At 71.3% G+C, this 18,993-nt stretch carries 23 protein-coding genes and 1 pseudogene; 1 reads left to right on the plus strand and 23 read right to left on the minus strand.

Annotated features, from left to right (window positions below; translation table 11 throughout):
• Window positions 1–162 precede the first annotated feature (162 nt).
• The 23 genes from ACZ619_RS41820 to ACZ619_RS41930 form a co-directional block, all read right to left on the minus strand.
• A complete protein-coding gene (locus tag ACZ619_RS41820; RefSeq protein WP_469610971.1) occupies window positions 163–384 on the minus strand; it encodes a hypothetical protein in 222 nt (73 codons plus the stop codon).
• A 289-nt stretch (window positions 385–673) separates the two neighbouring features.
• The gene (locus ACZ619_RS41825; protein ID WP_469610922.1) at window positions 674–1,024 is read right to left on the minus strand and encodes a hypothetical protein; all 351 of its coding nucleotides are present in this window, start codon (window positions 1,022–1,024) and stop codon (window positions 674–676) included.
• Between the two features lie 128 nt (window positions 1,025–1,152).
• The gene (locus ACZ619_RS41830) at window positions 1,153–1,497 is read right to left on the minus strand and encodes a hypothetical protein (RefSeq protein WP_469610924.1); all 345 of its coding nucleotides are present in this window, start codon (window positions 1,495–1,497) and stop codon (window positions 1,153–1,155) included.
• A gap of 466 nt (window positions 1,498–1,963) precedes the next feature.
• Window positions 1,964–3,151, minus strand: a complete 1,188-nt coding sequence (locus tag ACZ619_RS41835) for a hypothetical protein (protein WP_469610926.1) — start codon at window positions 3,149–3,151, stop codon at window positions 1,964–1,966.
• 23 nt (window positions 3,152–3,174) lie between these two features.
• Window positions 3,175–3,690, minus strand: coding sequence for a hypothetical protein (locus ACZ619_RS41840; RefSeq protein WP_469610928.1), 516 nt, complete (start codon window positions 3,688–3,690; stop codon window positions 3,175–3,177).
• The gene (locus tag ACZ619_RS41845) at window positions 3,690–4,433 is read right to left on the minus strand and encodes a glycosyltransferase (protein WP_469610973.1); all 744 of its coding nucleotides are present in this window, start codon (window positions 4,431–4,433) and stop codon (window positions 3,690–3,692) included. The genes ACZ619_RS41840 and ACZ619_RS41845 overlap by 1 nt, the downstream gene beginning before the upstream one ends.
• A 75-nt stretch (window positions 4,434–4,508) precedes the next feature.
• Complete coding sequence (locus tag ACZ619_RS41850; RefSeq protein ID WP_469610929.1) at window positions 4,509–5,216, minus strand: hypothetical protein; 708 nt, start codon at window positions 5,214–5,216, stop codon at window positions 4,509–4,511.
• Window positions 5,108–5,614 (minus strand): hypothetical protein, encoded by a 507-nt coding sequence (locus tag ACZ619_RS41855; RefSeq protein WP_469610931.1) that lies wholly within the window; start codon window positions 5,612–5,614, stop codon window positions 5,108–5,110. The genes ACZ619_RS41850 and ACZ619_RS41855 overlap by 109 nt, the downstream gene beginning before the upstream one ends.
• A gap of 84 nt (window positions 5,615–5,698) precedes the next feature.
• Window positions 5,699–6,232 carry a hypothetical protein gene (locus ACZ619_RS41860; RefSeq protein WP_469610933.1) on the minus strand — a complete coding sequence of 178 codons (534 nt, stop codon included), beginning with the start codon at window positions 6,230–6,232 and terminating at the stop codon, window positions 5,699–5,701.
• A complete protein-coding gene (locus ACZ619_RS41865; RefSeq protein ID WP_469610935.1) occupies window positions 6,229–6,972 on the minus strand; it encodes a hypothetical protein in 744 nt (247 codons plus the stop codon). The genes ACZ619_RS41860 and ACZ619_RS41865 overlap by 4 nt, the downstream gene beginning before the upstream one ends.
• Window positions 6,969–7,955: a DUF8094 domain-containing protein gene (locus ACZ619_RS41870; RefSeq protein ID WP_469610936.1), complete on the minus strand. Its 987-nt coding sequence runs from the start codon at window positions 7,953–7,955 to the stop codon at window positions 6,969–6,971. Before ACZ619_RS41870 ends, ACZ619_RS41865 begins: the two co-directional genes overlap by 4 nt.
• 70 nt (window positions 7,956–8,025) lie before the next feature.
• The gene (locus ACZ619_RS41875) at window positions 8,026–8,535 is read right to left on the minus strand and encodes a hypothetical protein (protein ID WP_469610938.1); all 510 of its coding nucleotides are present in this window, start codon (window positions 8,533–8,535) and stop codon (window positions 8,026–8,028) included.
• A gap of 49 nt (window positions 8,536–8,584) precedes the next feature.
• Window positions 8,585–8,824, minus strand: coding sequence for a hypothetical protein (locus ACZ619_RS41880; RefSeq protein ID WP_469610940.1), 240 nt, complete (start codon window positions 8,822–8,824; stop codon window positions 8,585–8,587).
• A gap of 136 nt (window positions 8,825–8,960) precedes the next feature.
• Window positions 8,961–9,113 carry a hypothetical protein gene (locus ACZ619_RS41885; protein ID WP_469610942.1) on the minus strand — a complete coding sequence of 51 codons (153 nt, stop codon included), beginning with the start codon at window positions 9,111–9,113 and terminating at the stop codon, window positions 8,961–8,963.
• Window positions 9,114–9,215: 102 nt separating this feature from the next.
• The gene (locus ACZ619_RS41890; RefSeq protein WP_469610944.1) at window positions 9,216–9,863 is read right to left on the minus strand and encodes a hypothetical protein; all 648 of its coding nucleotides are present in this window, start codon (window positions 9,861–9,863) and stop codon (window positions 9,216–9,218) included.
• Window positions 9,864–9,881: 18 nt separating this feature from the next.
• The gene (locus ACZ619_RS41895; protein WP_469610946.1) at window positions 9,882–11,396 is read right to left on the minus strand and encodes an ATP-binding protein; all 1,515 of its coding nucleotides are present in this window, start codon (window positions 11,394–11,396) and stop codon (window positions 9,882–9,884) included.
• 167 nt (window positions 11,397–11,563) lie between these two features.
• Entirely contained in the window at window positions 11,564–12,034 is a 471-nt protein-coding gene (locus ACZ619_RS41900; RefSeq protein WP_469610948.1) for a DUF6238 family protein, read from the minus strand.
• Window positions 12,035–12,091: 57 nt separating this feature from the next.
• Window positions 12,092–13,564 carry an SCO6880 family protein gene (locus ACZ619_RS41905; protein WP_469610950.1) on the minus strand — a complete coding sequence of 491 codons (1,473 nt, stop codon included), beginning with the start codon at window positions 13,562–13,564 and terminating at the stop codon, window positions 12,092–12,094.
• An 89-nt stretch (window positions 13,565–13,653) separates the two neighbouring features.
• The gene (locus tag ACZ619_RS41910; protein WP_469610952.1) at window positions 13,654–15,003 is read right to left on the minus strand and encodes an SCO6881 family protein; all 1,350 of its coding nucleotides are present in this window, start codon (window positions 15,001–15,003) and stop codon (window positions 13,654–13,656) included.
• 37 nt (window positions 15,004–15,040) lie between these two features.
• Window positions 15,041–15,727, minus strand: a complete 687-nt coding sequence (locus ACZ619_RS41915) for a hypothetical protein (protein ID WP_469610954.1) — start codon at window positions 15,725–15,727, stop codon at window positions 15,041–15,043.
• The gene (locus ACZ619_RS41920) at window positions 15,727–16,035 is read right to left on the minus strand and encodes a DUF6112 family protein (RefSeq protein WP_235478927.1); all 309 of its coding nucleotides are present in this window, start codon (window positions 16,033–16,035) and stop codon (window positions 15,727–15,729) included. Before ACZ619_RS41920 ends, ACZ619_RS41915 begins: the two co-directional genes overlap by 1 nt.
• Window positions 16,036–16,270: 235 nt before the next feature.
• The gene (locus tag ACZ619_RS41925) at window positions 16,271–16,636 is read right to left on the minus strand and encodes a hypothetical protein (protein ID WP_469610956.1); all 366 of its coding nucleotides are present in this window, start codon (window positions 16,634–16,636) and stop codon (window positions 16,271–16,273) included.
• Between the two features lie 89 nt (window positions 16,637–16,725).
• Window positions 16,726–17,841: a C40 family peptidase gene (locus tag ACZ619_RS41930; protein ID WP_469610958.1), complete on the minus strand. Its 1,116-nt coding sequence runs from the start codon at window positions 17,839–17,841 to the stop codon at window positions 16,726–16,728.
• A gap of 517 nt (window positions 17,842–18,358) precedes the next feature.
• On the opposite strand from ACZ619_RS41930, the pseudogene ACZ619_RS41935 reads away from it, so the two are divergent.
• A pseudogene (locus tag ACZ619_RS41935) lies at window positions 18,359–18,898 on the plus strand (DNA-methyltransferase); the annotation flags it as partial.
• Window positions 18,899–18,993: the final 95 nt, after the last annotated feature.

The raw sequence follows: 18,993 nt of genomic DNA on the forward strand, positions 1-18,993 counted from the left end.
GCGTTCCGGGTGTGGCCAAAACGAGGATCCTTCAACAGGTGCGGGTGCGGGTGCGGGTGCGGGCGGGGTTGGCGATGCGCTGGAGAGGCTGGCCGCTCTCGGGGCGGATCACGGACTGTGCCGACATCGGCGACCGGGCCAACCGGGGCGTACCGTCGGCGCTCACCGGCCGACCGAGGGCTCGGTCCAGGTGCACGGGATGGCCGGCGACGAGCAGCTCGCTGGCCGCCGAGCAGGCCCGTGCGCCTGCTCCGTACCGGGTTCCGTCGCCCGGCAGGCGCAGCCTGGCGTCTCTTCGAAGCCGGACTGGAGCAGGATCCGCCGGGCGGCGGCGTTGTAGCCGGTGGTGGTGATCTCGCCGGTGATGGTGTGCCGGATCGGCATGAACGGCTCTGCTGGTGCTTCGGGCAAGGCGGGTCTCCTATCGGTGGTGGCGGGAAAGCGGTGGGGTGTTGGGCGAAGGCGAGGCGGGCCCGGAGCTTCCAGCACATCAACGGTGCGTGGCTGGACCACGAACGATGGGCACTGACTGCCGACATGCTCCAGGGCGGGCCTCACCGCCCCGCAGCTACCTGACTCGCCTTTCCGCACGTTCCGATAGCTGGGTGTACCAACAACGGCCATGTACGGGGGATCCTCCTTGTGAGGGTGGTGGTGTGGGGTGCCGGTGGATTCAGGCGGTGCGGGGGTGTGTGTGGAGTTCGGTGAACTGCGCGGCGGCGCGGTCGAGGAGGTCGATCTGGCGCCGCGAGGTGCGGCGGGCGGCGGCGGCAAGGACGCGGTTGATGCGCGGGTCGAGGGTGCTGACGGCGTCCAGTCCGGCGGCGCGGGCGACGGTCAGGCGCAGCTCGGCGTCGAGCCAGGACAAGTGCTCGGCGGCGGGCGCCGGGACGTCATCGCCGGGAAAGCCGGTCAGGTAACCGCTGCTGGCGGAGGACAAGATCTCGCGCAGGGGGATGTTGTCGGCGGCCATCCAGCGGCCGTGTTCCAGCAGCGTGAGGATGGCGCAGCGCATCAGGGTCATCTCGTCGCGCTGCGGCGCAGTGCAGACCGGGCAGGCATCGTCGTGGCAGTTCCAGGCGGGTGCGGTCGAGCGGGGTATGGCGGAAGGTCCGTTCTGGGAAGATGAGTTGGCTAGAGCGGGATGCCAGGTCAGTGACGTGGACGCCGCGTGGTGCTGGCGGGCGAGGGCTGCGTGGTCATAGCGGTTTTCGCGCGGCGCGGCGGCGCTGATGCGTCGGCCAGGGTGGATCGCAGGTCGGGGGCGAGGTCGACGCGGTACCGGGCCGCGGTGAGCATCTCGGCCGCCCAGGTGGCGTGTTCGTTTTCCCACAGGTGTCCCCGGTCGAACGGCAGGCGGATCCAGACGCCGCGCAGCATGGGGTAGGTGTCGAATCCGGCGCGGGCCAGGACGCTGGCGGCGAAGGTGTCGACCGGACCGTCGACTTCGACTTCGCCGCCCAGGCCACGGGTGATGCGGATCGCTGCGTCGCTCATCGGTTCCGCCATCCTCCGGCTGCCCGCGCTCGGCGGTCCACGGGCACGGAGGCGGTCTGCGGTACAGACAAGGGGAGGGATGCTGCCGGGGCGGTGTGGGTCTGCGGGGAGCGGGTGGCCGCGGCCTGCGCGATGCGGGTGCGGCGTTCCAACGGGCTGTTGGTTACGCCGGTGTGGGGCGGGCCGGGAGCACCGGCCGGGGTGAGGGTGGCGGCGGTGTCCACTGGGTAGCCAAGACGGCGCAGATCCCAGACCGCCTGGCGGGCGCGGCGCAGACCGTCGCGTTCGGGACGGGGGAGATGGTACCGGCCGATGGTGCCGGGGATGGGCTCGAAATGCTCGCTGGTGAGGGGCCAGTCGGCCAGATGGCTGGGGATCTGGGGACCGGCTTCCGCGACGTAGCGGTGTTCGGGGTGGGTGGTGAAGCGGAAGTGGCCGGACAGAGACGAATCCTTCAGTCGTGCGTTCAGCGGCGTGCTGGGGTGGCTGGGGGCGTGGGCGGCGGCGTGGGGCGGGCGGTGAGCAGCCGCGGGCTGGGCGCGGACAGGGCTGCCGGTCCGCCCGGCACGGCGGCACGGACCTGGCGCTCGAACGTTTCGCCGTCGGCAAGCCAGGTCTCGATCGCAGGCAGCACGGCGAGGCCGAGGCGGCCCCGAATCTGGCGCCATTCGTGGGCGGGCAGCGCCTTGGGGATTGCGTACAGGTCGTTCCGCGTGTCGTTCCACTCGTTCCAGGCGTCCTCGCTGTCGGCGAGTGCCTCGCGCAGGCGGCTCATTGCGGCGGCGTCCTGGGGCCACGGGGTGGCCCTGGGGCGGCACCGGGTCAGCAGGCCGGGAGCGTGTTCGAGGACCTGGCTGAAGGAGAGCCAGGCCCAGTCGGCGAAGTCCCGTTCCATTCCGGCGACCAGGTGTGTGCCGCTGAGCGGGATGCCGTCGCTGTAGCGGCCGGATTCCTTGATCGCCTTCAGGGCCTGGTGTTCTTCACGGATCCGTTCCAGTGCTCTCAGGACGGTGTTCAGGTCCCGGTGGTGCAGGGCGCGGCGGTAGGCGGGCAGGAACGTGTACGTGACGGCGTGTGCGGCAAGGCCCGGATCGGCGGGCAGCACGATGCTGTGCGGCGTGGTGGGGTCGTCGTGCGGGTCCTCCTTCTCGTGCTCGGTGAGAGCCCCGAGGAGGTAGCCGCTGCGGTGACCGGGACGTTCGATCAGCAGCAGCTCGGTGCCGGCGGTGTTCTTCAGCACGGACGCGAACTGGATGCGGTGCTCCACGAGGGCGCGGTATATGTCGCCGGCGTCCCATAGTCCGTACCAGAGGTCTTCCTGCGACAGCGGGTGGCTGTAGATCTCCAGTGTCGCGCTCCACGTGCCGGGCAGCCGGGAGGCGATCTCGGTTCCGATGTCGCCGAGGTAGGGCCAGGGACTGGGGGTGATGGTGGCGCCGTGTTGGTGGGCGTGGTGCACCAGGGCGCTGGCGGTGGATCGGGTGGCCTCGGGGTCGGTCAGCGGGGCGGCGAACACCCCGTTGGGCAGGCGGTTGAATCCGGCGTCTTGGAGGGCGTGGTGGGCTTGTTGGTACTCCTCGCCGGACGCGATGGCGACCAGGCCCAGGGCGCGGCTGGTGGTGAGGGTGATCTGGGCGGGAGGGTTCGGCGGCAACTCGGCTTTCCTGGGAGGGGAGTTCAGGGACGGACCCGCTGCGGCGGCTGCGCGACGGCGGGCGGCCGGGTGGCGCGTGGCGCGGCCGGACCAGCGGGGGGCGGGGCCGTGAGCAGGTCGGCGGCGGTATTGCGCAGCCGGGCACGGGCCGCGACATACTTCTCGGCCGTCAGCATCCGCAGAACCTGCGAGTCGTTGCGCAGGTGTGTGAGGGCGAGGTCGGGTACCGCCTCGCGCTGGAAGCCGGTCGTTACGTAGGTCAACGCGTCGGCCAGGGTGTCCAGAGCGTGCGCCATGCCCGCGGTGGCCCGGGCGAGCCGGACCAGGAACAGGCGTTCCGGCGCGTGGACCGTGGCTGGGGCGGTGAACCGTTCCTGGGCACGTTCAACGGCGTGCCGCAGATGGTGGGACAGCATGACGATGTCGTCGGCGAGCGTCACCAGGTCGACGGCCTCGGGCCCGGTGGGAAACTCGGCGGCCAGCTCGTCCAGACGCCGGGCCAGGTGATCGAGGGTGCTCTGGGAGACGCAGGAGACCATCACACCACCCCGGCCGCATCGCTCGTCGCCGGGACGCGGAGGGCGGCTCGCAGGCTGCGCCCGTAGTTCCACGCATGCCGGCGGGCTGCCGACTCCATTACTTCGTGGGTCTCTTGACGGGTCATCTGGCCTGGGTGTTTGCGGTAGCGGTAGACCGGCACGGGCAGCAGGACGCCGGGCGCGAGGCAGGTGACGCCGATCGCGGCCATGTAGTCCTCGCCCTGGACCAGGCCGCCCATCGGGGCGGCCCGCACCAGATCGGTGCGCGCGAGGATCGTGGTCGGCCCGATCGGGATGGTGTCGGACGGCGTCTTCCAGTACGTCCACACGTCGCCGGCCGCGTGCCGGCCCGGCGGCGTCGGGCACCGCCACAGGGTCGTGGTCCCGTCCGCGTGGAGATCCTGGCTGTATCCGGCGCACCAGCCCACCCCGGTTTCCTCCAGGGCGTGCAGTCGCAGCGCGATGGCATCGTCGGTGAACTCGTCATCGTCGTCGGCCCAGTTGACGTACTCGGTGCGTACCTCGTTGAGCGCCAGGTTGCGGGAGCATGCTGCACCGACCGGGCGCGGAAGGGCGAGGACGCGGACGCGTGGGTCGGCAGCAAGGGCGGCGGGAAGCCGGGCCGGATCGGCGCCGTCGAGGGCGACAACGGCCTCCCAGGGGACGCCTTGTCGGCACAGGCTGGCATGCATGGACACGAGGAACGCCAGCCGGTCCGTGCGGAGTTGGGTGGCGATGACCACGGTGATCTTCGAGTGGGGGCGCGGGGACAGAGGGTTCTCCAGGCGGGCAGCGGATCGGTGCACGGCTGCCGGGGGCTATCGGCGGACGGCCCTGTTCGGGGTCGGCGCGGTGACGGGCACGGTGGTGGACAAGTGGGGCATGAAGCGCGGCGGGACGATCGGGGCCGGGGAGTCCGGATGCCACGTGCCCGGATCGGCGAGGATGACGCTGCGCGGGTCGGTGTCCCATGCGACGAGGGGACCGCGGTTGCACGCCCTGAGGGCGATCACTTCGATGCCGTGCGGGTGCAAGACGTAGGCCCAGTCCAGGCCGTCGGTGCCGTTCTGCGTGATGAGTTCATGCTCGGCCGGGGCGCCGCCGGTGGTGTACACGTTGGTGAGGTGGCGGCTGGGGTACTCCTGGCCCCCGGTCAGCGAGAGGCGCACGGGGGCGGGGGTGCCGTCGAGGAGGTCGGTGCCCAGTTCCTCCCAGCCGTGGTGGACCTCGTCGATCAGGTGCCGGGCCATCGCCTCCAGGTCACCGGCGAAGCGGTGCTGGTAGGCGGCCAGCAGCAGCGGGAGTTTGCTGTCGGGGTAGCCGTCGAAGTGGACGTACATGCCGGCATAGCCGTCGGCGGTGGGGCGGGCGATGACCGCGCGGGTGGACAGATCAGTCTCCAGAGGGGTCGGGCGGGTCAGTGTGAGCGGGTACGCGGTGCCGGTGCCGCGGCGGGGGCCGGTGCGGTGGTCCGCGCGGTGGCTGGGGGTGGTGTGGTGGCCGGGATCGGCTGGCTGGGCTTCCACAGGCACGAGGTGTCGCGGAGCCGGACGCGGGGGTCGGTGCTCCACGCGACGAGCGGACCGCGCTCCGCGCCGGGAGCGCTGATCACTTCGATGCCGTGCGGGTGCAGTACATATCCCCAGTTCAGACGGGAAGCCGTCCGCTCCGTGTAGAGCAGCGGCGGCTCGGTGGGCCGGGCCGGGTAGCGCGTGCCAGGCTCGTCGCGGCCGACGGCGAGGCGCTCGCGCAGGGCGTCGGGGGCGCCGTCGAGGAGGTCGGTGCCGAGGCGGGACCAGCCCTGGGGCGCGCCGTCGATGAGGTAGGCGGCCATCGCCTCGGTGTCGCCGGCGAACCGGTGCTGGTACGCGGCGAGCAACAGCGGCAGGTGATGGCTGGGATAGCCGTCCCAGTGGACGTACACCCCGGCGTAGCCGGCTCCGGTGGGACGGGCGATGAAGGAACGGGTGGCCAGAAGTGCTCCAGGCTCGTTTCGGCGGTGCGTCGTTCAGAGGCGGCGACGCACCGGCCAGGTGTCGCTGGCGGCGGCCCGGCCGTGCTGCTCGGCCACCGTGGACGCCGGTGCGCACGCCGTGGTGGGTGTGTCGGCGACGGGCACGGTGACGGCGGCGAGCGCACGTTTAAGGCTGCGCAGGGCGGCGGCATGCCCGAGGGTGACGCTGAGCCGGCTCTCCGCCGGAGCGGGGGTGCCGGTGCGAGGCGCGAGCCGGTGGGCATCGGTGAGGCCGGTCACCGTGGTGCTCAGGTGGCTTGCGGCGCGGTGGGTGTGCGCGAGCGCGGCAGCCAGCTGGGTCAGGAAGTCGCCTCCCGCACGGGTCGTTGCGAGCGGGAGGCCGGAGGACTGACGCAGCTCGTCGACGAGGCCGCCGGCCAGGTTGTGCACGGCGACGAGCTGTTCCAGTAGGGGAACGAGGGCTTCGTGCAGCGGGCCCGTCTGCGGCAGGTCAAGATGCTGGGCGGTCTGCTGGATGCGGCGTCTGCAGCGGTCCAGACCGATGGTGATGACATCGCTGTTGTTCACCGGTGCCTGCCCCGAGACTGGTTGGCGGCGGGTTGCACGGGATCGCTGGCCGCGCGGGCCGGGGGGTGCGCTGCTCGGGATACCACGGTGAAACCGAGGCTCTCCAGACGGGCGGTGCTTGCGGCGAGCCGGCCGGCGGCCTTCTGCGGCGGGAGGCGCTTGGGCAGGTGGCACTCGCCGGTGGTCGGGTCGAGGAGGAAGCCGCCGTGTGCGAGGAGTTCGATCAGGGCGCGGGCATAGGGCGCGGAGATACGCGGCCGGGCCTCGGCGTCGAACCTGACGTCCACCCGGAGCGGTCCGGTGCTGGCGCGGCGCCAGGCGGCCAGCGTCGTGACGCGGTAGTCGAGCAGGAGGTGCCGGCGGCGTACGGTGTCTGCCGCGCGGGCGGGATCGGCGCGAACGGCCAGGCCGCGCGGGGCGGGAAATCCCCCCACGTGCTCGTGGCCGGTGGCGGCGGGCAGCATCGGCAGCACCAGGAACTGGCCTGGGCGGTAGGGCCGGGGCATGACGTACAGCTGCCTGCCGTCGAAGGAGGTCAGGATGGTGCGGCGGAGGTCGGCGGTCTCGAAGGCGGTGTAGGCCATGGGGCCGCTGTCCCAGATCCGGTGGCTGGCGGGGTCTTCGGCGAGGGGCGTGGTCGCCGGGTCGGGCTGCCACCGGCCGGGCAGCCGTTCGGCGAGCGAGGCGGCGAAGGCGGTGATGGGCAAGGGAGGGTTCACGTCCGGGGCGTTGGTGGTCATGCGGTGGCGTTGGTGCGGCGGCAGGTGTAGCCGATCAGCGTCGACTTGCCCGGCGTGAGCGGGACGGTGGCGGCGTCGGAGCAGGTGAACGTGTAGGTGAACGTCGGCGAGTTGGTGGTGCCGAGCCAGGCGCGGTCGTCCTTGCCCGGGATGATCTCCAGGCCGGCGTCGACCGCGTCGTGCTGGGTGTGCGTGTGGGAGAAGACCACGAGTGCCCGGCCGTCGGTGGTCTTCAGCGCGTAGCTGTCGGGGAACTGGGTGGCGGCCAGGGAGAAGGTGGTGGTGCCGCGGGTGCCGAACTTGGTGCCGGTCTTGTCGTGCACCTTGATCTGGCGGGCGGATGCCTTGGAGGAGGCGAAGACCTTCTTACCGCTGGTGACGCCGCCGGTGGCGAAGTTGTCGCCGACAGCCGTGCGCAGCACATCGACAGGGGCGGCCACGTTCTGGGCGGAGGTCGCATCCACGGCGGTGGCGTAGCCCTGGGTGTCCAGGGCGAACTTCGGCAGCTGCTTGGGGTCGTTGAGGTCGACGGTGGTGACCATCTCCCACCGCTTCGTCTCCGTCTGCTCGGCCATGATCAGTACGCGGGTGTACTGCTGCTTCTCGCCGCTGCGCGAAACAGCGGCAAACCACTTGGGCTGGCCGGCGGTGAACCGCGGAATGTAGACGTCGGTGGCATCCAGGTCGTACGACCACGGCTTGTACGTCTCGCGGTCGGCCTTGGGCAGGCCCTCGTTCTCCTTGTAGTCCGCGACCGACTGCGCGTACAGCGGGCCGTCCTCGACGGTGTCGAGGGCGCTGCGGCTGGAGTGCGCGTTCGCCTCATTGTTGATCTTGGAGTAGCGGGCGATCTGGGCGAGGGCCTGCTTCGTCGTCAGCGCCGGCTGCGGGGCCGGGGCGGAAGAGGCGGTGCGCGTGGCCTTGGTGGAGGTGCTGGTGTCGGAGGAGTGGCTGCAGGCGGACGCGGTCAGGGCGACGGACACGGCGGTGAGCAGCAGGGCGGTGCGGCGGGTTGTGCTGTGCGGGGGGATGAGGGCGCTCCAGGGGCGGGGGTCAGCGGGAACGGGACGGGGTGGTGGCGGCCGACGGGGAGGGCACGCCGGTCGCGGCTGGTGGTGTGCGGGTGTCGGCGGCGGCGCGTAGCTGCTTGGCGGCCCGGGCGAGGTGGATACGGCTGTCACCGACACGGTCCACGAGCCGTTGCTGCTCGGTGGCGAGCGCCCGGGTATGGGCGGGGCTGGGGGCTCGGTCGGCGAGGTCGGCGAGTTGGCCGAGGTGACGGACGGCGGCGCCGAGGGCGGCGAGCGCGCGAGCGGTGGGTTCGGCGGCGCTCGCGAGCGCGAGGGTCGTGTGCCGGACCGTGGCCGTGGACGGGGCCGGGGCGTGGGAGGCGGCCCGGTGACGAAAGGCGCTCTCGCCGACCAGGAATCCCAGCAGACGGGCCAGGTGGCGGACTTCGTCGTCCAGGATCTCGCTCAGCGCGGGATCCGGGCGGATCTGATCGGGGAGCGGAAGCTGGTCGGAGACGCTGTTGAGCCGGTCGGCCAGGTCGTGCAGCAGCATCCGCTGATCGGGATCGGACAGCGGCAACTCCTTGATAGCCGGGCGATCTCTACCGCCGGGAAGCGGACTGTGGGGCCGAGGCCACCCCCGCCTTGTTTGCGGCTGCCGATGCAGCAGCGGGAGCCGGGAGGGGCGCGGCGCGGCGGAAGTTGACCCCGATACCGGCGGCCATCAGCCGCCGGACAGCGAGCTGGACCAGCAGGACGCGCTCCGTGGCGCTGTAGGAGGCTGGCAGCACGCAGGCGAACTCGTTCGGGCGGTACCGGAAGCGGCAGCCGAACAGCGTCATGCGCGCTTCTTCGGGCACCGCGTCGTACGGTGCGCCCACCACGCCGTCCGGGTACCAGACGAGTGTGAGGGTCTGTGCCGTCTCGGGCGCGGGCCTGCGGCGCGGCGACCTGACTGAAGGGCGTGTCCGATGGATGTCACGCGCCGTGGCGCGTGGGCTGATAGAGGCGGTGGTGCCGGTGCCGGCCGCGGTGCCGCCGAAGAAGAGGGGCCCAGGTGAACTGGTAGTCGTCGGAGGAGTCGATGAACCCGTTCTCCATCTGGGCCTCGCGGTCGGCGAGATGGGACATCAGGCCGTCGTGGTCGGCTTGGCACTGGCGATAGCCGGCCGATTGCTCACCGGGAAGGCCCGAAGGACGGGGCAGGTGGGATTCCTTGGACGGAGGACGGGGTTACCGACGGCGGGATGCGCGGCTGGCAGGAGCGCTGGGTGCGGCCGGGCGGATCGGGGCCTGGCCTGCGTGGTGCGCCGGTTGGGCGGTGACATCGGCGGGGGCTGTCACCTGCCGGTAGGCATGGATGACTTCTGTGAGGCGCTCGATGGCGTCGGCGCGGCGTGCGGCCAGGATGTCGATCTGCGTGGCGCTGTTCTGCAGGACGCCCAGCGAGTTGATGCTCGCCTTCCCGGTGGCGACGCGCGTCAGAGTGGAGGCCGCGGACTGGGCGGCGTCGGTGAGTTGTTCGCTCACGTGGTCCAGATGACGGGCGGCCACGACCACGAGCCGGGCAACGACGTCCTCGGCGGAGTCGCCCGTGTGGCGCCGGCCGAGGCCCTGCGGCGAGGTGCCGAGGGCCTCGATCACCATCTGGGAGCCGACGGTCGGTGGGAGAGCCGGGCCTTCAGCCAGGGTGATGTGGGTCAGACGGACGCCGTCGCCCAGGGAGACTTCCGCTCCGGCTTCGCAGGCTTCGACATCAGCGAGCTGTGCGCGGGCATGATCGAGGTCCCGGGCGCGCACGATGAAGTGCAGTGTGCCGTCCTGAGCGACGGCGAAGGAGCGCAGGGGCTCGGTCGGGCTGGGCTGTGCAGCGTCGGTCACGGGGTTTCCGTTCGGGGTTCAGCGCAACCGGGCGTCGGTGTCGAAGAGCGACAGCTCGTGCGGATGGAGGAGGTGCTGGACGATGAAAGATCGTCCGGCGACCTTCCACAGGCCGCGCCCCCGGTTGAGATGGGCGAGCGCGTCGCTTTCCACCGAGGTGAGGCCCAGCAGGGCTGCTGCGGCGTGGAGTTGGTCGGTTTCCTGCCGGTAGATGATGCGGGTGGAACAGTCGGCGAGGAGCCCTTCGGCGAGGGCGCGTCCGCGTGATCCGGCGTCGCCGGCGGTGAGCAGGTCGGACAGCCGGTGGATGACCATGAGGTTGGCGATGCCCAGGCCGCGGCTGAGTTTCCACTGGGACTGCATGCGCTGCAGCAGGCCGGGGTGGCGCATCAGGCGCCACGCCTCGTCGTAGACGATCCATCTCCGGCCCCCGTTCGGATCGGACAGGGCGGATTCCATCCACGCGGATGCGCAGGTCATGGCGAGGACGAGCGCGGTGTCGTCGCCGGCGCCGCCCAGGCGGGACAAGTCGATGGTGAGCATCGAAGAGTTGGGATCGAACGTGACGGTGCTCGGAGCGTCGAACATCCCGGCCAGGTCGCCGTGGACGAGGCGGCGCATGGCGTGGGCGAGGTCGCGGGAGGCGTCGCCAAGGCGGCCGGACATGACGCCGCCAGCCGCGTTGAGTTCGTCGGGGTTGTTGAGAGTGGCGGCGATGTCGCCAAGCAGCGGGGTACGTCCGGCCGCGGCGGCCCGGGTGACGACGGCGTCCAGCGCGACGTCGAGGCCGGTGTGCTCCATCGGCAGCAGTTCCCGCCCGAGCACGGTACGGGCCAGCGAGCCGAGCAGCAGCAGACGGCGCTTGCGGATCTCGCCCGCCCAGTCGGCCTCCGAGACGCCGTTCGGCCGGGGAGCTGCGTCCAGCGGGTTCAGCTTGCCAGGCAGTCCCGGCCCGAGCGCGATCGAGGTGCCGCCCAGCGCCTGCGCCACCGGCGTCCATTCCCCCTTAGGATCACACGGGACATAGACCCGGTATCCGAAGGCGATCGACCGCAGCGCGAAGGACTTCGCGAGCGCCGACTTGCCCTGACCGATCACCCCGGCCAGCAGCACATTCGGGTTGGTGAAGCCCTCGATCTTGCCGTACAGGGCGAACGGATCGAAGCAGAACGACGCCTCCGCATGGACGTCGCGGCCGATGTAGATGCCCTCGGCCCCCAGCCCGCCCTCAGCGAGGAACGGATACGCCCCGGACGCGGTGGCGGTGGTCATACGGTGGGCGGGCAGCTTGAGCCTGCTGTGGCGGGCGGACGCGGGGCCGGGCCGCCCGGCGGACGGGAAGAGGGGAGGGGGCATCTCCTGCTCCTCCGCGGCGGCGCCACCGGCGCGGGCGGCTGCTTCGGCGCGGGCTTTCGCGGCGGCCTCGGCGAGCTGACGGCGGGCGGCTTGGCGGGAGGCACGGTCGCTGCCGTGCGGTGTGAACAGGGGGCTGGCGCTGGCGCGGCGGGCACGGCGTGCGGGCCGGTGACTCATGACGGGGCGGCTTTCACGAAGGCGGCGGGTCTGGACGCGGTCCGGGGGTCAGACGACCGGCGAGGCGCTGGCCGGGGCCGCGGTGCCAGCGAGCGCGGCGAGAACGACGGCGGCGGAGGTGGAGCGCTTCAGGGCGCGCAATTTCGGGGCCTTTCGGTGGTGCGGGGTTACCGGCTGCACGTGGTGGTGTGGCCGTGCAGCGGGGTGTTGAGGTCGCTGGGGGTGGTTTTGCGGCGGACGATGTGACCTGCGGCGAGGTGGCGCCGGCAGATGGTCAGGATGGGGGGACCTTCGGACAGCCGCTCGGGGTGGCAGCCCGTGTCCGCCGGGGGCCCGTCCGCGACGGGCAGGAGGTGGTAGGCGTCGTGCACCGCGGCGGCAGCCTGGAACAACCGGGTGTGCGCGGTGGCCAGATGGCGGCCGGCGGCGGGATGCGGCGGCCGGGAGGTCTCGACGAGCTGGTCGAGCAGCTGATGCAGTGCGGTCAGATGCGCGTGCAGGACGTCGAGGTGCACGCGGTCCGCTGGCGAGGAGACCGGCTCCGTGCGGGTGGTGAGGGTGCGGGCGTGGTGGCGGATACCGGCGCTGGCGGCCCGCAGATACGGGTACGCGTCGCCGACCGGGAGGGCAGAGGTCAAAGGGGGAAGAGTTCCTTCCAGCCGTGGCGGCAGGACGTCGGCGGCACCGGAGAGGGGTTAGAGGGCGGTGCGGGCGAGGGGGAGGGCGCCGAGTGTGAAGGCGGCGGGCTGCTGGTAGAGGAGTCGGCGCAGGTCGACCTGGGCGGTGACGGCGGCGGTCTCGATCTGTGCGCACGCGGCATCGAGCAGGGTGTCGGTCTCGGCGGACACGGTGAGCAGACCGGTCAGGGCGACGTCGGCGTGGCCGGCGATGAGCTGGCGTTCGCGGGTTTTGACGTCGGCGTACTCGACGGAGTCGGCTTCGGAATCGACCTGTCCGCGGCGGGAGCGCTCGGTGGCATCCGCGATGATCGCTGCCTTGGTGCGCTGGACGTCGCGGAGCGCGGACTCGATGCCCTGCGGTACGTAGATGAGGGAGAGGGCGCGGCGGACCCCGGCGGTGAACATCACGGGGTGGAGGAACCCGGCGCTGGTTTCGGTGCGGGGCCAGTCCTCGACCCAGTAGGTGGCGTGTCTGGCGGTGTCGGTGGCGAGCCGGTCGTACTCCTCGACCTGGACCACTGGCCCGGCGACGGCCGGGTCGGCCTCGGCCCGCCCGGAGGTGGACCACTGCTGCAGCGCGGACAGCGCGCTGGGGTCGTAGGCGGTGCGGACGACGGCGGCGATCTCGCGGGCCGTGAGCCAGTTGGTCACCATCAGTCCGGCACTGCGCGCGGCCTGTGCGACCGATGCCGTGGTCTGCTCCATCACGGTGAACGCGCCGGGCAGCCCGCCGCCGGCCTGGGAGACCATTCGCTTGGCGGCCTTGAGGTCGAGGGAGATCGCCAGGTACGTCTCGTGCGGAGCCGCGGCAGGGCCTGCGGAGGCGACCAGGTCGCCGTAGATCTGTCCGGCGACCGGGGCGTTGGGGCGGCCCTGCCGGGTCCAGTGGCGGGCGAGGGTGTCACCGGAGTCGGGGACGGTGCGTTCCAGGACCTGCACGGTGGCGACGTGTCCGGTGCGGGCGACACCGGCCAGGGCCCGCCCCCAGCTGCTGACGTTGTGGTTCTGGGCGGCCGGGTCGAGAAGCGCGAAGGCGCGTGAGGAGACGCGGGCGACGGCGGTCAGGGTCTGCTGATGCGGGTCGTGTACGGCGGCGGCGCCGTTGGCGGAGTCGCCGGGGGTGACGACGCGCAGGGAGGCGGCGGTGCCGGGCAGGTGGAGGATGCCGTCCTGGCGGGGCCGGGTGACCGGCCGGGCCAGCCACAGACTCTGGCCGGTACGCCGCCGCTGGGCGAAGCGCCAGACGATCGGCGCCCAGTCGATCAGCGAGCGGCCGTGCCGGCGGACGGCGACCAGGGCGATGACCGTGGCCCACAGCGGGGTGAGGGCGAGGGCGCCGAGCAGCCCGGTGGACACCACTGTCACCAGGAGCAGCACCAACGCGCCTGAGATGAGGACGAGTTGGGGCAGGGACAGGCCGAGCAGAATGCCGCGCCGGGACCGGTGGGGGAATTTGACGGTGAGCGGGGTGACGGTGAGATCAGACAAGGGCCGCTTTCGGTGGTGCGCGGGGCGGTGGCCGGGGCGGCACGCGGCGAGGACGTACACGTCGTGTGCCGCCCCGGAGGCGGGCAAGGTCACAGACCGGTGGGCGGCGGCGTTCCGCTCGCGCCGGCGGTGCCGGTCGGGTTCGGCGAGGGCGGGGCCCCCTGCGGTGGTGGAGCCGAGGCGCCGGCACCGGGCTGCGACATGAAGCCGCTGCCGCTGGAGGGCGATCCCGGAGCGCCCCCCTGTCCGGGGGCACCGCCGATCCGGCCATTGGTGCCGTCACGGGGGCTGGTCGGCGGGGGCTGAACTGCCTTGTCCAGACCGCTCTTGGTCCCCTCGGCTGTGGATGACGGCGCGCTCGGGCTGCCGCCTTCCTTGCCGGAGCCCGGCGTGGGGTGCGCGGCGATGTCGCCGGGGAAGCCGCCCGGAACCGATTCCGGGCCCTGAGGAGCGGCTCCCGCTCCGGCCGCGGCTCCTCCGGTGGCAACCGCGGCGGCGGCCTTGCGCCCGGCACGCTCGGCATGCTGGCGGGCGATCTGCGCGCCCGCGCCGCCGGAGCGGTGCAGCGTTTCCGCATCGGAGCCCTCGGACGCGGCCCAGTGCACGAACTTGAAGGTCGCGTAGGGGCACAGCAGCACCAAGGCCATGATGACGATACCGGCCATCACGTCGGCGAGGGCGGCGATGCCGTCCTTGGCCTCGGTCTTGCCCATCGCCGCGATCCCGAGCACGAAGATCACGGTCATCAGAAGCTTGGAGACGACGAGGGTGGCGGTGGCTTCGATCCAGCCCTTGCGCCAGCGCCGGGCGGCTTCCCAGCCGCCGCCGGCTCCGGCGAAGACGGCGAGGGTGACCATGACGAGGATGCCGACCTTGCGGACCATCATCACGCACCAGTAGAGGATGGCGCCGATCGCGGCGCCGACACCGACGAAGACGGTGACGAGCCAGCCCAGGCCGGACAGGGAGGCGATCTGTCCCACCTTGACGATGCGCCGCACCGCCGTGGCGATGTCGAGGTTGGCGGCCTTGAGGAGTCCGTCGGAGAGGGCGTCGACGACTTCGATGGCGACGGTGGTGAAGGCGATCGCGGTGAACGCGAACAGCACGCCGGTGGCGGTGCCGGTGAATGCCTGGGCGAGGGCCTGGCCGTCGCGACGGATCGCGGCGCGTACCAGCTGGGCGCAGAACGTGCCGACCAGCATGATCAGGCCGATCGGGAGGATCATCTCGTAGTTGTCGCGGAACCACGTTGCATTCAGGTCGACCTGGGTGGTGGTGTTGACCGCCTCGGCGGCCAGGTCGGCTGCGGCTGCGGCGAGCTCGCCCGCGCTCTTGGCCATCCAGTTGCCGATGGCCGCGCCCGGGTCGGAGGCGAAGTCGACGGCGTCGCCGACGGCGCAGAGTTTGTCCGCGAGGGGAAGGTCGCAGAAGCCCAAAGGGGAGTCCTCTCCTTTCTCAGGTGGGCTGGGTGCGTCAGGGCACGACGCCCGGGGCGATGGCGACCAGGGAGCAGTTCGCGTTGGGGCGGCACTGCACGGCGAGGGTGATGGAGCGGTCCTCGGCTCCGGCTCCACCCTTCTTCCAGGCGATCTGCTGCTTGCCGGTGACGGTGACGGCGTAGATGTACGCCTGGGTGATCGCCGATGGATCGTCCGCCAGTGCTTCCTTGAACGCCGAGGGGTAGTGGGCCTCGGTGACGGTGGCGGTGGCGTACTGGTTCTGGTCGGTCATCCGCGACCACAGCACCGGATCCGGCACCTGCGCGGCGATCGAGGTCCAGTCCGCGTACTTGGTCTCCGACGTCAGCCACGCCCGCATCCCGGCGAGTTGCTCATCGCGGCTGGTGGTGCGTGTGTCGTACGACCACAGCAGAGCGGCGGCGGCCTTGGCGAACGCCACGGGGTCGGCGACCGGCGGCGGCGTCGCCACCGAACCGACTCCGGCCGACGCTGTCGGGCCGGCGGATGAGGAGGTGCTGCTGCTCGGCCCGGACGACGGGACGGTGGCCCGGCTGTCGCCAGTGGTGGTGCGGCCGGTGAACAGGGCGACGGCGGCGGCGAGGGCCAGCAGGACGGCGAGGCCGGTCGCGATGACCGTGACGCGCTGCCGGGTGGACCAGCCGAGGCCGTAGCGGGACAGAGAAGGGAATCGCTTCGGCATCAGTGGACTTGCGACCCCAGGGCGGAGAAGAAGGCCACGATGCCGTTGGCGGCGCCGAGACCGAGGGCGGCGCCCGCCGAGACGACGGCGCCCTTCTTGCCGTTGGCCTCGGCCTGGTGGCCGCCGGTGTGGTGGCCCCAGGCCCACACGCCCAGGGAGACGGCGAGCGCGCCGACTACCGCGACGATCGCGAATAGGTTGATCGAGTTGACCACGTTCTTCAGTACGGCCAGGCCGGGCAGGCCGCCGCCGGAGGGCGTGATGCCGGGGTCGTAGGCCAGGTACTGCACGGTTTCGAGCAGGGGCAAAGAGGCTCCTTGCGCACGCCGAAACCCGGCGCGCGGGAATCACAGAAGAAGGGGGAGGAAGGTGAGCGCCTTGAAAAAGGGAGGGCCGGCGGCGGGAAGGGAGACGGCCGGCCAGATCGCCGCCCACGAAGGGAGGTGCGGCGTGCACGAGAACGCGGCAGGTGCCGCGGGGCTCAGGCGAGGCCGGGACGCGGGCGGTGCAGCCGGCGACAGCGCTCCGGCTCGGCGGGGTGCGCTACTTCGGGATCGACGGGGTGGGCGCGCCGTTGGTGCCGTACGGGTTGGCGCACTTGTAGATCACGTAGCCGCGCAGCTTTTTGCCGTCGGACTTGCGGGTCACGGTGCCCCGGGTCCACCAGGTCTTGGTGGCCTTGCGGTAGACCCACTGGTCGTAGGTGATCTTGTCGTTGCGATACGCGACGCCCACGGCGGTGGCCGTCGTCGACGGCGACCTGCGGACCTTGACCGCACTGCACGAGATCTTGGTGGTGTCGGTGTCGTACGCCTGCGCGGTGGAGGCGGTGGCCAGGCTGCCGGCGGCGACGGCCAGGCCCAAGGAAGCTGCCGCGAGGGCACGCTGGGCGCGATGACGGGATGTCAAGGAGGTGGCTCCGTGGTGTCAGAGGAAGGAGGGCGAGCAGGACCCTGGGCAGGGGCGGTAAGACCGGGTTGCCGGGCCCGGAACGGGGATCAGATGACGCGGCGCGCGGCGAGGATGTCCCAGTCCGCGAGAGGCGTGATTCGAACTGGCTTTCCAGTCCTTGGTGCCTCGATCGCGAGGCCCGAGCCGATGTACATGCCAACGTGTTCGGGGCGGGCAGCGCTGCCGCGGGAGAAGATCAGGTCACCCGGCTGAAGATGCTTGGGCGAGACGGCCTTGCCCTCGTTGATCTGCGTGTATGTGGTGCGGGTGAGCTGGACACCGGCGTGCGCGTATGCCTGCTGGGTGAGCGAGCTGCAGTCGCAGCGGCCCATCGGGTCGGGGCCGTGCGGCGCGGTGCAGGTGCCGCCCCACTGATACATCGTGCCGAGCTGGGCCATCGCCCAGGTGATGGCCTTGCGCGCCGTCGGGTCGCTGTCCTTGGGGATCGAGTAGCCCTTGGGTACCGAGCCTTCCGGGATGGTGCCGTACCCGGAACCGTCTTCGGTCGCCGCGCAGGATGAGGTACTGGAGGCGGTGTCCGCCTTGCTGGCGCCCTGGTCGGTGTCGGGGAACGTCGCAGCGATGGTCCTCTGGAGGGCGCCCGCCAGGTCTTCCCACTGCGCGTAGGCGTCGGGGTAGGCCGAGCGCTGGACCGCCTGGGCGGCCTGGGCGACGGTCAGCTTCTGCCAGCCCTCCACCTTGAGCAGGTGCTCGTAGAACTGGGTGGCGGCGTAGACGGGGTCGTGGATCTGGGTGGCGGTGCCCCAGCCCTGGCTGGGGCGCTGCTGGAAGAGCCCGAGGCTGTCGCGGTCGCCGGAGGAGAGGTTGCGCAACCGGGATTCCTGCAGCGCGGTCGCGAGCGCGATGATCTGCCCCTTCGCCGGCACGTTCAGGCTGATCCCGGTGGCCACGATGGTGCGGGCGTTGGGGATCTGCTCCTCGGGCAGGGACAGGCCCTCGACACGGACGGTCTTGGCGTCCGCGCCGTTGAGGATTTTGGTGACCTTCTCGACGACCGTGTCGGTGTCGATGTCGCCCACGCACGCCAAGGAGGAGTAGGTGCTCTGGACGGCCTCGCTGCTGGTGGCCATCAGCATGGCCGTGCCGGCGAGGAGGAAGGGGGAGAGGACGAAGACGCCGATGCCGGCGGCTACGCCCTTCAACCGGGGATGCCTCCGGGCAGGCGGTCACGGGCCGCAGGCCGGTGCGCGGGCAGGTGTGAGCGGAGCGTTGTCATAGCGAGGTCCTTGGTGAAGGCCCGGCGACGCGTGCGGTGTTGAGGAAAGGGCGCGACGGCCGGGTGGTGGGTGAATCGGGGCCCGGGTGTACAGGTGGGAGTTGCCACTCGCACCGGCACGGGGGCGGGTCAGGTGTGCCAGGACATGGGGGTACCTCCATGAGGGCAGGAGTCGGGATGTGCCATCGGCTGTGTCGGCCGGGCAGTTCCAAAACAGTAAGGGCGGATCCCCGGTTGCCGAAATCGTTGGTGATCAAGGCTTGATTTCGGGGCTTTCGGCGGCGATAGCGCTCAACCGGGGATCGTGCCCTACAGTTTTGACTCCTCCCCTTGCCTCTCCCGCTGTGCGGACCCGTGGCGCCTTCCTGCCTGCATTCGGTCCCCCGGGTTGCCGGGCCAGCCGGAGTACCTCCCCCTCATCCGACTCGAATTGGGGTATCTCTTTGCCTTTTTCCCTGCATCAGGGCGACGCGCTCGGCGTCCTCGCCGAACTGCCGGACGACTGCGTCGACTCCGTCATCACCGACCCGCCGTACAACTCGGGCGGGCGCACGGCCAAGGAGCGCACCTCCCGCAGCGCGAAGCAGAAGTACACCTCCGCCGACGCCGGTCACGAGCTGCCGGACTTCACCGGCGAGAACATGGACCAGCGCTCCTACGGCTTCTGGCTGACTCAGATCATGACCGAGGCGCACCGGCTCACCAAGACCGGCGGCACGGCGTTGCTGTTCACCGACTGGCGGCAGCTGCCGATCACCACGGACGCCATCCAGGCCGCCGGCTGGCTGTGGCGGGGCGTGCTGGCCTGGCACAAGCCGCAGGCCCGCCCCCAGAAGGGGCGCTTCACCCAGAACTGCGAGTTCATCGTCTGGGCCAGCAACGGGCCGATCGACGCCGCCCGCAATCCGGTCTACCTGCCCGGCCTGTACAGCGCCTCGCAGCCGTCGGGCAAGAACCGGCAGCACATCACGCAGAAGCCCATCTGAACCGCCCCGGGTTCGGTAGAGATCTCAGATTGTGGTGATGACCTGGGGTTTCGTGAGTTCGGTGTAGTAATTGGCTTCGTATTCGACGGGCG

This window comes from Streptomyces sp. NPDC104367 (assembly GCF_055583825.1).

Bases quoted from the DNA above. Each gene is read 5' to 3' on its own strand.
- ACZ619_RS41830 (WP_469610924.1), bottom strand. From the start codon at position 1,497: ATGAGCGACGCAGCGATCCGCATCACCCGTGGCCTGGGCGGCGAAGTC.
- ACZ619_RS41875 (WP_469610938.1), bottom strand. From the start codon at position 8,535: ATGCTGCTGCACGACCTGGCCGACCGGCTCAACAGCGTCTCCGACCAG.
- ACZ619_RS41865 (WP_469610935.1), bottom strand. From the start codon at position 6,972: ATGACCACCAACGCCCCGGACGTGAACCCTCCCTTGCCCATCACCGCC.
- ACZ619_RS41895 (WP_469610946.1), bottom strand. From the start codon at position 11,396: ATGAGTCACCGGCCCGCACGCCGTGCCCGCCGCGCCAGCGCCAGCCCC.
- ACZ619_RS41825 (WP_469610922.1), bottom strand. From the start codon at position 1,024: ATGACCCTGATGCGCTGCGCCATCCTCACGCTGCTGGAACACGGCCGC.
- ACZ619_RS41915 (WP_469610954.1), bottom strand. From the start codon at position 15,727: ATGCCGAAGCGATTCCCTTCTCTGTCCCGCTACGGCCTCGGCTGGTCC.
- ACZ619_RS41820 (WP_469610971.1), bottom strand. From the start codon at position 384: ATGCCGATCCGGCACACCATCACCGGCGAGATCACCACCACCGGCTAC.
- ACZ619_RS41885 (WP_469610942.1), bottom strand. From the start codon at position 9,113: ATGTCCCATCTCGCCGACCGCGAGGCCCAGATGGAGAACGGGTTCATC.
- ACZ619_RS41840 (WP_469610928.1), bottom strand. From the start codon at position 3,690: ATGGTCTCCTGCGTCTCCCAGAGCACCCTCGATCACCTGGCCCGGCGT.
- ACZ619_RS41880 (WP_469610940.1), bottom strand. From the start codon at position 8,824: ATGACGCTGTTCGGCTGCCGCTTCCGGTACCGCCCGAACGAGTTCGCC.